This is a genomic window from Pseudomonas sp. LAMO17WK12:I5 (assembly GCF_900215165.1).
In the GTDB taxonomy this organism is placed as follows: domain Bacteria; phylum Pseudomonadota; class Gammaproteobacteria; order Pseudomonadales; family Pseudomonadaceae; genus Aquipseudomonas; species Aquipseudomonas putida_A.
In genome coordinates this window covers 145,820-157,979 of the sequence record NZ_OBDS01000001.1, presented here as the reverse complement: position 1 = coordinate 157,979, position 12,160 = coordinate 145,820, and the positions used below count along the sequence as shown (strand labels likewise).

Annotated in this window: 10 protein-coding genes; 1 reads left to right on the top strand and 9 read right to left on the bottom strand. The window is 61.0% G+C overall.

The annotated features are described in order from the left end of the window. Positions 1-98: 98 nt before the first annotated feature. Positions 99-1,157, top strand: coding sequence for a quinolinate synthase NadA (gene nadA / locus CRO59_RS00750; RefSeq protein WP_097085947.1), 1,059 nt, complete (start codon positions 99-101; stop codon positions 1,155-1,157). 136 nt (positions 1,158-1,293) lie between these two features. Here nadA and CRO59_RS00745 read toward each other — a convergent pair whose 3' ends face one another. The 9 genes from CRO59_RS00745 to arcC all read right to left on the bottom strand — a co-directional run bounded on the left by CRO59_RS00745 (position 1,294) and on the right by arcC (position 12,102). Then, entirely contained in the window at positions 1,294-1,782 is a 489-nt protein-coding gene (locus CRO59_RS00745; RefSeq protein WP_097085944.1) for an RDD family protein, read from the bottom strand. Between the two features lie 97 nt (positions 1,783-1,879). Then, the gene (locus CRO59_RS00740) at positions 1,880-2,092 is read right to left on the bottom strand and encodes a cold-shock protein (protein WP_007934683.1); all 213 of its coding nucleotides are present in this window, start codon (positions 2,090-2,092) and stop codon (positions 1,880-1,882) included. Between the two features lie 403 nt (positions 2,093-2,495). Continuing rightward, positions 2,496-3,620, bottom strand: coding sequence for a glycine cleavage system aminomethyltransferase GcvT (gene gcvT / locus CRO59_RS00735; RefSeq protein WP_097085942.1), 1,125 nt, complete (start codon positions 3,618-3,620; stop codon positions 2,496-2,498). Positions 3,621-3,755: 135 nt separating this feature from the next. Further along, positions 3,756-5,132 (bottom strand): L-serine ammonia-lyase, encoded by a 1,377-nt coding sequence (locus CRO59_RS00730; RefSeq protein WP_027612541.1) that lies wholly within the window; start codon positions 5,130-5,132, stop codon positions 3,756-3,758. A gap of 207 nt (positions 5,133-5,339) precedes the next feature. After that, positions 5,340-8,192, bottom strand: a complete 2,853-nt coding sequence (gcvP, locus tag CRO59_RS00725) for an aminomethyl-transferring glycine dehydrogenase (RefSeq protein ID WP_097085940.1) — start codon at positions 8,190-8,192, stop codon at positions 5,340-5,342. Positions 8,193-8,203: 11 nt separating this feature from the next. After that, the gene (gene gcvH / locus CRO59_RS00720) at positions 8,204-8,587 is read right to left on the bottom strand and encodes a glycine cleavage system protein GcvH (RefSeq protein ID WP_096795081.1); all 384 of its coding nucleotides are present in this window, start codon (positions 8,585-8,587) and stop codon (positions 8,204-8,206) included. Between the two features lie 438 nt (positions 8,588-9,025). Then, complete coding sequence (locus tag CRO59_RS00715; protein ID WP_027612544.1) at positions 9,026-10,534, bottom strand: sigma-54-dependent transcriptional regulator; 1,509 nt, start codon at positions 10,532-10,534, stop codon at positions 9,026-9,028. Positions 10,535-10,746: 212 nt separating this feature from the next. Next, positions 10,747-11,109, bottom strand: coding sequence for a DUF5064 family protein (locus CRO59_RS00710; protein ID WP_027612545.1), 363 nt, complete (start codon positions 11,107-11,109; stop codon positions 10,747-10,749). Positions 11,110-11,172: 63 nt separating this feature from the next. Further along, positions 11,173-12,102 carry a carbamate kinase gene (gene arcC / locus CRO59_RS00705; RefSeq protein ID WP_097085938.1) on the bottom strand — a complete coding sequence of 310 codons (930 nt, stop codon included), beginning with the start codon at positions 12,100-12,102 and terminating at the stop codon, positions 11,173-11,175. Positions 12,103-12,160: the final 58 nt, after the last annotated feature.

Genomic DNA, 12,160 nt, shown 5'->3' with positions numbered 1-12,160 from the left:
TGCCTGATAATACTCACTTTCCCGGCGGTACCCTCAAGTGGTCCGGAGCCGGGTGTATACTCGACTTTCGCGCGAAAGCGCCTGCAGGTCTTGCGAACATGACGCAGATTTCCGAACGCCTTCTGGTTCAAGCCCACCTCGATGCCAAACAGCCCAAACAGCTGACTGCCGAGGAAGAGGCCTACTACCGTTCCGCCATCGCCGCCGAGCTCAAGGCTCAGGACGCGGTGCTGGTTGCCCACTTCTATTGCGATCCGGTGATTCAGGCCCTGGCCGAAGAAACCGGCGGCTGTGTGTCCGACTCCCTCGAAATGGCGCGCTTCGGCAACGCTCACCCGGCCAAGACCGTGGTGGTCGCCGGCGTAAAGTTCATGGGCGAGACCGCGAAGATCCTCAACCCGGAAAAACGCGTGCTGATGCCGACCCTGGACGCGACCTGCTCGCTGGACCTCGGTTGCCCGGTGGACGAGTTCTCGGCATTCTGCGATCAGCACCCGGAGCGCACGGTGGTGGTGTACGCCAACACCTCGGCCGCGGTCAAAGCCCGGGCTGACTGGGTGGTAACGTCGAGCTGCGCACTGGAGATCGTCGAAAGCCTGATGGACAACGGCGAGACCATCATCTGGGGGCCGGACAAGCACCTGGGCACTTACATCCAGCGCAAGACCGGCGCTGACATGCTGCTGTGGGACGGTGCCTGCATCGTCCACGAAGAGTTCAAGTCCAAGCAGCTCGAAGACATGAAGGCGCTGTATCCGGACGCCGCGATTCTGGTGCATCCGGAGTCGCCGACCTCGGTGATCGAACTGGCGGATGCAGTAGGTTCCACCAGTCAGTTGATCGCTGCCGCGCAAAGCCTGCCGAACAAGACGCTGATCGTCGCCACCGACCGTGGCATCTTCTACAAGATGCAGCAGCTGTGCCCGGACAAGGTCTTCATCGAGGCGCCAACCGCCGGTAACGGCGCGGCGTGCCGCAGTTGCGCACATTGCCCGTGGATGGCCATGAACACCCTTGAGCGCACGCTCAAGAGCCTGAAGGAAGGGACGAACGAGATCTTTGTCGATCCGGCGCTGATTCCGCAGGCGATCCGTCCGTTGAAGCGCATGCTGGATTTCACCCAGGCGGCGCGGATGAAGCTGGCGGGTAACGCCTGAGGTCCTTCAGAAACAGCGCAAAACCTGTGGGAGCGAGCCTGCTCGCGAAGGCGGTGAATCAGCAAACATAAATGTCGGCTGATACTACGCTTTCGCGAGCAGGCTCGCTCCCACAGTGGTATTCGGTGTCTGGAAACTATTTGGTCTTCTTCGGAATCCGCACCACGCGGGTATCGGAGTAGATGTCGTGCCAGGTGCGCTTTTGCTTGTCGTACAGCGACCAGAGAAACCCTAGCCCTGCGCACAGCCACGAAGCGATCGATACCATGAAGCGCAGCAGCGCCTGCCACAGGCTGATCGCGCTGCCATCGGCGTTCTGTACGCGGATGCCCCATACCTGCATGCCCAGTGTCTGCCCGCCGTGGGTCCAGAACTTGGCGAAGAACGCAAACAGCACCAACAGCAACACTGTGGAATACAGCGGATCGCCATCCATTTTTCCGGCGTCGGTCAGCACACGCAGGCGTTCTTCACCGATGATCGCTGCCTGGATCAACTTGTAGACGAATCCGGTGACGATCAGCAGGGCAGTGCACAACAGGAAGTCATAGAACATCGCGGCCAGGCGCCGGCCGAGGCCAACAGCAGGAAAGTCGCCCTGGGGAGTGAGCAGGTTCTTCGACATGGCAGCCTCTGGACGCAAAATGAAGCGCCATTTTACGGATTCGCGCGCACAAAAAAGCCCCTGATATCAATATCAGGGGCTTTTTCGTTACAGAAGATTAACCTTCTGCTTGTACTTCATCAGCCTGCATGCCTTTCTGGCCTTGCACAGCAACGAAGGTCACTTTCTGGCCTTCTTTCAGGCTCTTGAAGCCGTTGCCCTGAATAGCGCGGAAATGCACGAACAGATCCGGACCGCTTTCTGGAGTGATAAAACCAAAACCTTTCTCGTCGTTAAACCACTTGACGGTACCGCTCTGACGTTGGGACATTTCTTATTTCCTTTGACGCATAAATTGATGACAGCCTCTTTCTCATGAAAGAGTACTGGGGCTGGTTGCAGGAGAGTAAGAAGACGTCGAGCGGGATGTAGCTAACTTGTAGGCTACTGCCCAGGTCACGATTCCAAGCTGACCCATGCAAACACAGTGGACAAACTCTACGCCAACTACGGGAGAAAAAACAAGCCCCGCGAAGGCCCCGGTTTTACTGTCCCTGCTGGCAGTTAGTCAGTCTGCTAGTGCGGCTTGGACGATTAGCTTGTTCAAAAGTTTTCGAACGTTATAAGTAAAGTTCATAATCGAATCAAATGTTAGAAAATGCACTTTTTTGTGGCGATTGCGTTACACATTAGTGCACGCATAACGCAATCGCGTTACTTATAGAAACAGTCAATCAACCACGATAGTAGCGTTGTGGAACAAATGGCATTTTGCTTACAAGCATTTGCACCTTTTTCCCACGAACGATGGCCCAGACTGGCGTATCCAGGGTGACATAAGCGCTGTCGAGGTAACCCATCGCCAACGGCCCGCCCAGGGTCGGGCCGAAGCCGCCGCTGCACACGCTGCCGATGATTTCGCCCGCTTCGTTGACGATTTCTGCGCCTTCACGCACCGGCGTACGTTCCTGTGGCAGCAGACCGACGCGTTTGCGCGCGACGCCATTCTGCTGCTGAGCAAAAACTGTCTCTGCCCCCGGGAAATCACCGGCCCGCGCACCGTCGGCACGGCGTGGCTTGGAGATTGCCCACAACAGGCTGGCTTCGATCGGCGTGGTCTCGGTGTTCATGTCGTGCCCGTACAGGCACAGGCCGGCTTCCAGGCGCAGCGAGTCGCGGGCGCCGAGGCCGATGGCCTGAACTTCCGGTTCGGCCAGCAGGGCGCGGGCGAGTTTTTCTGCATCGGCGGCGGGCACCGAGATTTCGAAACCGTCTTCACCGGTGTAGCCCGAACGGCTGACGAAGCAATCCACGCCCAGCAGTTGCACGCGATTGAACTGCATGAACGTCATCTTCGCCACCTCTGGCGCAAGACGCGCCAGCACGGTGACCGCAGCCGGGCCTTGCAACGCCAGCAGCGCGCGCGCTTCGAACAGCTCCGTAATGGTGCACTGATCGCCAATGTGTTTTTGCAGATGCGCCAGATCCTGATCCTTGCACGCGGCGTTGACCACCAGGAACAGCTCGTCGTTACCGAGATTGGCGACCATCAGGTCGTCGAGGATGCCGCCGTTGTCGTTGGTGAACATTGCGTAGCGCTGCATGCCCACCGGCAGGTCGATGATATCCACCGGCACCAGGGTTTCCAGAGCCTTGGCGGCATTGGCGCCGGTCAGGCGGATCTGGCCCATGTGCGAGACATCGAACAGCCCGGCCTGCTCACGGGTGTGCTGGTGTTCTTTCATCACGCCCGGCGGGTATTGCACCGGCATGTCGTAGCCGGCGAACGGCACCATGCGGGCGCCGAGTTCGATATGCAGAGCGTGCAGCGGGGTTTTCGACAGTTGTTCGGTGGACATGCGTGGCTCCTTGAAAGTTTGAGTTTGGGGGCATGGGGCTAGATTTAGATCAAGATCAAAAGTCCCTCACCCCAGCCCTCTCCCGGAGGGAGAGGGGGCTAAGTGCGGTCCTCTCCCAAAGGGCGAGGACATAAATCAGCATTCGATTATGTTGACCGCGAGACCGCCACGGGCGGTCTCTTTGTATTTGCTTTTCATGTCGGCGCCGGTCTGGCGCATGGTGCGGATGACTTTGTCGAGCGAGACGAAGTGTTGCCCGTCGCCGCGCATGGCCATGCGCACCGCGTTGATCGCTTTCACCGAGCCCATGGCGTTGCGCTCGATGCACGGCACCTGCACCAGCCCGCCAATCGGATCGCAGGTCAGGCCGAGGTTGTGTTCCATGCCGATTTCCGCCGCGTTCTCGACTTGCTGCACGCTGCCGCCGAGCACTTCACACAACGCGCCGGCGGCCATCGAGCAAGCCACGCCGACCTCACCCTGACAGCCGACTTCGGCACCGGAGATCGAAGCGTTTTCCTTGTACAGAATGCCGATGGCGGCGGCGGTCAGCAGAAAGCGCACCACGCCGTCATCGTTCGCACCCGGGATAAAGCGCATGTAGTAATGCAGCACCGCCGGGATGATGCCCGCCGCGCCGTTGGTCGGCGCGGTGACCACGCGGCCGCCGTTGGCGTTTTCTTCGTTGACGGCGAGGGCGTAGAGGTTGACCCAGTCGAGCACCGACAGCGGATCGCGCAGCGCCGATTCCGGGTTCTTGCACAATTGCCGATGCAGCGCCGCCGCCCGGCGTTTGACCTTCAGCCCGCCCGGCAGAATGCCTTCGTTGCGACAGCCAGCGGCAACGCAGTCCTGCATCACTTGCCAGATTTTCAGCAGACCAGCGCGGGTTTCCGCTTCAGGGCGCCAGGCACTTTCATTGGTCAGCATCACCTGGCTGATCGACAGACCGTAGGTGGCGCAATGGCCGAGCAAGTCCTTGGCACTTTTGAACGGGAAGGTCAGCGGTGTCGCGTCTTCGACGATGCGGTCGGCACCGGCGGCATCTTCATCGACCACAAAGCCGCCACCGACCGAGTAGTACTCGCGGCTGCGGATCTGAATACCGGCAGCATCGAAGGCACGAAAGATCATGCCGTTGGGGTGGTAGGCCAACGGCTTGCGGATCATCGCCAGGTGTTCTTTCTCGTTGAACGCAATGCTGTGTTCGCCGAGCAGATTCAGCCGGCCATTGCCGCGAATATCCTGCAGGCGTGCGGCGACGGTTTCGGTATCGACGGTGTCCGGGTGTTCACCTTCAAGGCCGAGCAGCACCGCTTTGTCGCTGCCGTGTCCCTTGCCGGTAGCACCGAGCGAGCCGTACAGCTCGACTTTGACGGTGCTGGTGGCCGACAGCAGGTCATCGCGGCGCAAGCCTTCGGCGAAGCGCGCAGCGGCACGCATCGGGCCGACGGTGTGGGAGCTGGAAGGGCCGATGCCAATCTTGAACAGGTCGAACACGCTTAACGACATGAGTGGTTCTCCGGTTTCTTGTTATAGGAATTGGCGCAAGCTCGAGGCTGGACACAAATCCCCTGTGGGAGCGGGCTTGCTCGCGAATGCGGTTTATCAGTCGCCATCAATGTTGCCTGACACACCGCATTCGCGAGCAAGCCCGCTCCCACATTGGGATCTATGGTGTTGCTGAAAATCGGGGCAGGTGACCTGCCCCTCATCCGCTTAAGCGTAGCTTTCGATCGACGGGCAGGCGCAGACCAGGTTGCGGTCGCCGAACACGTTGTCGACGCGACCGACCGGCGGCCAGTATTTGCCTTCGACCAACGACGCCACCGGGTATACCGCCTGCTCGCGGCTGTACGGGTGGGTCCACTCGCCGACCAGTTCCGCAGCAGTGTGCGGGGCGTTCTTCAGCGGGTTGTCGTCCTTGTCCAGCGTGCCGTTTTCCACTGCGCGGATTTCTTCGCGGATGCGGATCATGGCGTCGCAGAAGCGGTCCAGTTCTTCCTTGGATTCACTTTCGGTCGGCTCGATCATCAGCGTGCCGGCGACCGGGAACGACATGGTCGGGGCGTGGAAGCCGAAGTCGATCAGACGCTTGGCGACGTCATCGACGCTGATGCCGCTGCTGTCTTTCAGCGGCCGCAGGTCGAGGATGCATTCGTGCGCCACCAGCCCGTTGCTGCCGGTGTACAGCACTGGATAGTGCTCTTCGAGGCGACGGGAAATATAGTTGGCATTGAGGATCGCCAGTTGCGAAGCCCGCTTGAGACCGGCGCCGCCCATCATGCGAATGTACATCCAGGTGATCGGCAGAATGCTCGCACTGCCGAATGGCGCTGCGCAGACCGCGCCTTCCTTGCGTGCCATCTGGCCGTGACCCGGCAGGAACGGGGTCAGGTGCGACTTGACGCCAATCGGGCCGACGCCCGGGCCGCCACCGCCGTGCGGAATGCAGAAGGTTTTGTGCAGGTTCAGGTGCGACACGTCGCCGCCGAACTTGCCTGGCGCGCAGAGGCCGACCATCGCGTTCATGTTGGCGCCGTCGATGTACACCTGGCCGCCGTTGTCATGAATGATCCCGCAGATTTCGCGGATGCCTTCTTCGAACACGCCGTGGGTCGACGGGTAGGTGATCATCAGCGCCGCGAGGTGTTCGCGGTGCTCGATGGCTTTGGCGCGCAGGTCTTCGATATCGACGTTGCCGCGCGCATCGCACGCGGTCACCACCACGCGCATGCCGGCCATGTTGGCGGTGGCCGGGTTGGTGCCGTGGGCCGACGACGGGATCAGGCAGATGTCGCGGCGCTCGTCGCCACGGCTCTGGTGGTAGGCGCGAATCGCCAGCAGGCCAGCGTATTCACCTTGCGAACCGGCGTTCGGTTGCAGCGAGATAGCGTCGTAACCGGTGGCGGCGCAGAGCATCGCTTCCAGTTCGTCGGTCAATTGCTGATAACCGGCGCTCTGCGCTGCAGGGGCGAACGGGTGCAGGGCGCCGAATTCGGCCCAGGTCACCGGGATCATTTCGCTGGCGGCGTTGAGTTTCATGGTGCACGAGCCCAACGGGATCATCGTGCGATCCAGTGCCAGGTCCTTGTCCGCCAGTTTGCGCAGGTAGCGCATCAGCTCGGTTTCCGAGTGATAACGGTTGAACACCGGGTGGCTGAGAATCGGCGACTGACGCACCAGCGCCGCCGGGATGGTGCTTTGCACCGAAGCGGCCAGCGCAGCGAAGTCCGGCAGGGCCTTGCCGTCGGCGAACAGGCCCCACAGGGTTTCGATGTCAGCCTGAGTGGTGGTTTCGTCCACTGACAGGCCCAGACGCTGGGCGTCGATGACCCGCAGGTTGATCTGTGCAGCGTGTGCCTTGTCGTGCAGCGCGGCGGTGTGTGCGCCGGTGGCTACGGTCAGGGTGTCGAAGAAGCTTGTCTGCTCGACTTTAGCGCCCAGTGCGCTCAGGCCCTTGGCCAGAATCGCGGTCAGGTGATGCACGCGGTTGGCGATCTGGGTCAGGCCTTTCGGGCCGTGATACACGGCGTACATGCTGGCGATGTTGGCCAACAGCACCTGCGCGGTGCAGATGTTCGACGTGGCCTTCTCGCGGCGGATGTGTTGCTCGCGGGTCTGCATCGCCAGACGCAGGGCCGGCTTGCCGAAACGGTCAACCGAAACACCGACCAGACGGCCCGGCATGTCACGCTTGAACGCATCCTTGGTGGAGAAGTAAGCCGCGTGCGGGCCACCGAAGCCCAGCGGCACGCCGAAGCGTTGCGCGGAACCGATGGCGACGTCGGCGCCGAACTCGCCCGGGGCGGTCAGCAAAGTCAGGGCCAGCAGATCGGCAGCCACGGCCACCAACGCGTTGGCGGCGTGGAAGCGCTCGGTCAGTTCGCGGTAGTCGAACACATCACCGTTGCTCGCCGGGTATTGCAGCAGCGCGCCGAAAAACGGCGTGACGTCGCTCAGTTCACGCTCATCGCCAACCACCACGTCGATGCCCAGCGGCTCGGCACGGGTGCGCAGCACGTCGAGGGTTTGCGGGTGGCTGTGGATCGAGGCGAAGAACTGGTGGCTGCCCTTGTTTTTGCTCAGGCGTTTGCAGAAGGTCATGGCTTCGGCAGCGGCGGTGGCTTCGTCGAGCAGCGAGGCGTTGGCGATTGGCAGGCCGGTGAGGTCGCTGATCAGGGTCTGGAAGTTCAGCAGCGCTTCGAGACGGCCCTGGGAAATTTCCGGCTGGTACGGGGTGTAAGCGGTGTACCAGGCCGGGTTTTCCAACAGGTTGCGCAGGATCGGCGACGGCGTGTGGCAGTTGTAGTAGCCCTGGCCGATGTAGGTCTTGAACAGTTGGTTTTTGCCGGCGATCGATTTGATCATAGCCAGTGCATCGGCTTCGCTCAGGCCGTCGTCCAGGCCGAGCACGCTGGTGCCCTTGATGCTTTCCGGGATGACGCTGGCGCTCAGCGCTTCGAGCGAGTCGAAGCCGAGGCTGTTGAGCATGGCTTGCTCGTCACCGGCGCGTGGGCCGATGTGACGGGCGATGAATTCGTTGGCAGTGCCGAGGTTTACTTGGGTCATGTCGTTACTCCTCAGGCTTCGGCTTGGGCTTTGATCAGGCGGTCGTAGGCGTCTTGATCGAGCAGTTTGCCGACAGCGGCGGCGTCGCTTGGCTGGAAGCGGAAGAACCAGCCTTCGCCCAGCGGATCTTCGTTGACCAGTTCCGGGCTGCCGTCCAGTGCCGGGTTCACTTCCATAACTTCACCGTCGAGCGGCATGTACACGCCGCTGGCGGCTTTCACCGATTCCACGGTGGCGGCTTCAGCGCCTTTTTCGTAAGCCTGCAGCTCAGGCAGTTGCACGAACACCACGTCGCCCAAAGCGTTCTGCGCGAAAGCGGTGATGCCGACAGTAACGCTGCCGTCAGCTTCGGTGCGCAGCCATTCGTGATCTTCAGTAAAACGCAACTCGCTCATGGAAACTCCTAAGGGGCCAGACTCGTCTGGTGGACGCGGTGGAAGGCTTGGGCGGGAAAGCCCTGGTTTTATGAGCGGTTACTTAGCAAGAACGCGGCCAGATTGTATTTATCTATATAAATCAAATGGTTATGTGTTTCTGGTTGTGATGGGTGTGGGGCTTCTGTAGCGAAATCGCTACAGCTTGGGGCGGGGAGAAAAGCTGAAGCGGATCAAAGCCTTGCGCAGCGGTGATCGGAGGAGGGTGTAGCGATATCGTTCCGCTGTAGCGCTTTCAGTACAGATGGAGGTCGGTTTTGAACGGATTTCGAATCCGTCACATGAACCCCCTGTGGGAGCGGGCTTGCTCGCGAAAGCGTCAGGTCAGTCGACATCACTGTTGAATGGCCCACCGCATTCGCGAGCAAGCCCGCTCCCACATTTTTGACCGCGTGCGGCTTACGGTTTATTGGGGATGCCGTACTTGCGCAGGCGATGGGCGATTGCCGTGTGCGAGGTCTGCAGGCGGCTGGCCAGTTGGCGGGTCGAGGGGTAGCTGACGTAGAGTTTTTCCAGCAGCGATTTTTCGAAGGACTCGACGGCCTGTTCGAGGCTGTCGACGTCGCTGTCGGTCTGCCGCGCCACCGAGGTGCCGGCGATGTCGAGATCACCGATATCGACCAGGCTGCTTTCGCAGATCGCCGCGGCGCGGAAGATCACGTTTTGCAGTTGCCGCACGTTGCCCGGCCAGCGGTTGCCGAGCAGCGCTGGATAAGTCCCCGGTGCCAGGCGACACACCGGACGCTGAATCTGCGCACAGGCCTGCTGCATGAAGTAACGCGCCAGCAGCAGAATGTCCTGACCGCGCTCACGCAGCGGCGGCACTTCGACGTTGAGCACGTTGAGACGGTAGAACAGGTCTTCGCGGAACAGGCCTTCGCTGACCATTTTTTCCAGGTCGCGGTGGGTCGCGCTGAGGATCCGCACGTTGACCTTCACTTCGCGATCACCGCCGACCCGACGGAAGCTGCCGTCATTCAGAAAGCGCAATAACTTGGCCTGCAAGTAGGGCGACATCTCGCCGATCTCGTCGAGAAATACCGTGCCCTGGTTGGCCAGTTCCATCAGCCCCGGTTTGCCGCCACGTTGCGCGCCGGTAAAGGCACCGGGGGCGTAGCCGAACAGTTCGCTCTCGGCGAGGTTCTCCGGCAGGGCCGCGCAGTTCAAGGCGAGAAACGGCGCACTGTGCCGCGCACTGATCGCGTGGCAAGCGCGGGCCACCAGTTCTTTACCGGTGCCGGTTTCGCCTTGAATCAGCAGCGGTGCGTCGAGGGCTGCGACTCGTTGCGCGCGGGCCTTCAGTGTGCGGATTGCGGGGGATTCGCCGAGCAGTGCATCGAAACCTTCGGCATGGTCATGGTGCAACGCCGAGAGCTGTTCGCCGATACGGTTTGGCTGATACAGGGTCAGCAGCGCACCGGCGTCGGTGATCGGCGTGGCGTCCAGCAGCAGGGTCTGGCCATTGACGGTGATCTCGCGCAGCGGCAGGCGGAAGCCTTGCTCGAGCAGGGTTTCCAGCAGGCCGGGATCGTTGAACAGTTCCGAGACACTTTCCCCCGCCGGTTCGCGGCCGTACAGGGCGATCAGTGCCGGGTTGGCCAGCAGCACCTTGCCGGCGCTATCGAGGGCCAGTACCGGATCGGTCATCGCCGCGAGCAACGCATCGAGCTGCAGGTGCCGGCGCTGACCAGGGAGGATGTCGACCACCACCACGGCCTCCACACCGCGCACCCGAAACAACGCATCTTTGAGCTCTTCGAGCACTTGCGGGCTCAAGGTCGGTGCATCGATGTAGACGTTGGGCGGAATCATCTCCACCGCATCCAGATTGAGATTGCGCCCACCGAGGATAGCCAGGACTTCCTGGGTGATGCCGACGCGGTCGATGAAGCTGACGTGGATACGCATGGGGGCGGTTCAGTGTTCTGGAATGCGGAGGGGGGCAAGTATGCCTTGGGGCGGGGCAATGGTGAAATCTGCAACGATTGTCAGCGCTACACGGATACCTTGTGGGAGCGGGCTTGCTCGCGAAGGCGTCAGGTCAGACAGCATAAATGGTGACTGACCTGGCGCCTTCGCGAGCAAGCCCGCTCCCACAGTAGGAATGTGCTGGGTTCGGGTTATTCGAGGTGTTCCGGTTTGACCGGATCCCCGGACTTCATATTCAACTGCACCCGCACATCCTCGAACATCAGGTCGTAATGTTTGTGCTGCGAGCCGATGCTGCTGTGAGTTTTGGGAATGCCGTACTTTTCGGCAATCTTGGTCACGTTGCTGGCGAAGTTGTAGGCCTGGTCCTTGGGCAGGAAGAAAGTTTCCTTCATGTCCTTGCCCTGGATATTGCCGTGCAGGGTGAACTGCATCCCTTTGCCTTCTTTGGGATCGGTGAACACTTGGTAGTCGAGGCACAGGTCGTAATCGACATCGTCCTTGGTCAACGCGTGCCGCTCGATGTGCAAATGACCCGGTTCGAATATGGCCATGGGTTTCTCCTTCTCAAGGCATGGGAGAAGGGCAGACCTTGGGCCTGCCCCCGGAGTTTCTAATTATCGATAGCTGATGCCCGGCTTCGCCGTGCTGACGCGTGTGCCGGCAGTGCCCTGGACGATCGCTTCGATGTCCGCGAGCGAACCGATCACCGCGACCTTGCCAGTATGGCGCGCGAATTCGCAGGCTGCCTGCACCTTCGGCCCCATGGAGCCAGCGGCGAAACCGAGGCGTTCGAGTTCATCCGGGTGGGCTTCGGCGATGGCTTTCTGCGACGGCTTGCCATAGTCGACGAACGCCGCGTTGACGTCGGTGGCGATCACCAGCAAGTCAGCTTCCAGCTGCTCGGCGAGCAGCGACGAGCACAGGTCTTTGTCGATCACCGCCTCGATGCCCTTGAGGTTGCGGTGCTCGTCGTACATGGTCGGAATGCCGCCGCCACCCGCACAAATCACGATGCTGCCCTTGTCCAGCAGCCACTTGATCGGACGGATCTCGAAGATGCGTTTCGGCCGTGGACTGGCCACCACACGACGGAACTTGTCGCCGTCCGGAGCGATGGCCCAACCTTTCTCGGCGGCGAGTTTTTCCGCTTCGGCTTTCTCGTAGACCGGGCCGATCGGTTTGGTCGGATTCTGGAAGGCCGGGTCCTTGGCGTCGACTTCAACCTGGGTCAGCAAGGTGGCGAACGGCACTTCGAAGTCCAGCAGGTTGCCCAGTTCCTGTTCGATGATGTAGCCGATCATGCCTTCGGTTTCGGCACCGAGCACGTCCAGCGGGTAAGGGGTGACGGAGGTGTAGGCCGCTGCCTGCAGCGACAGCAGGCCGACTTGCGGGCCATTGCCGTGGGCGATGACCAGTTGATTGCCGGGATGGATCTTGGCGATTTGCTCGGTGGCGATGCGGATGTTGGCGCGCTGGTTGTCAGCGGTCATCGGCTCGCCACGACGGAGCAGGGCGTTACCGCCCAGAGCTACGACGATACGCATGGTGCAATCCTTTCAGCAGAGAAATGGCAAACGACTCGGTTTCCCTGTCGGAACCGGA

Coding starts and splice junctions, on each gene's coding strand:
- CRO59_RS00715 (WP_027612544.1), bottom strand. CDS start 10,534: ATGCGTATCCACGTCAGCTTCATCGACCGCGTCGGCATCACCCAGGAA.
- nadA (WP_097085947.1), top strand. CDS start 99: ATGACGCAGATTTCCGAACGCCTTCTGGTTCAAGCCCACCTCGATGCC.
- CRO59_RS00740 (WP_007934683.1), bottom strand. CDS start 2,092: ATGTCCCAACGTCAGAGCGGTACCGTCAAGTGGTTTAACGACGAGAAA.
- CRO59_RS00730 (WP_027612541.1), bottom strand. CDS start 5,132: ATGTCGTTAAGCGTGTTCGACCTGTTCAAGATTGGCATCGGCCCTTCC.
- arcC (WP_097085938.1), bottom strand. CDS start 12,102: ATGCGTATCGTCGTAGCTCTGGGCGGTAACGCCCTGCTCCGTCGTGGC.
- gcvH (WP_096795081.1), bottom strand. CDS start 8,587: ATGAGCGAGTTGCGTTTTACTGAAGATCACGAATGGCTGCGCACCGAA.
- gcvT (WP_097085942.1), bottom strand. CDS start 3,620: ATGTCCACCGAACAACTGTCGAAAACCCCGCTGCACGCTCTGCATATC.
- CRO59_RS00710 (WP_027612545.1), bottom strand. CDS start 11,109: ATGGCCATATTCGAACCGGGTCATTTGCACATCGAGCGGCACGCGTTG.
- gcvP (WP_097085940.1), bottom strand. CDS start 8,192: ATGACCCAAGTAAACCTCGGCACTGCCAACGAATTCATCGCCCGTCAC.
- CRO59_RS00745 (WP_097085944.1), bottom strand. CDS start 1,782: ATGTCGAAGAACCTGCTCACTCCCCAGGGCGACTTTCCTGCTGTTGGC.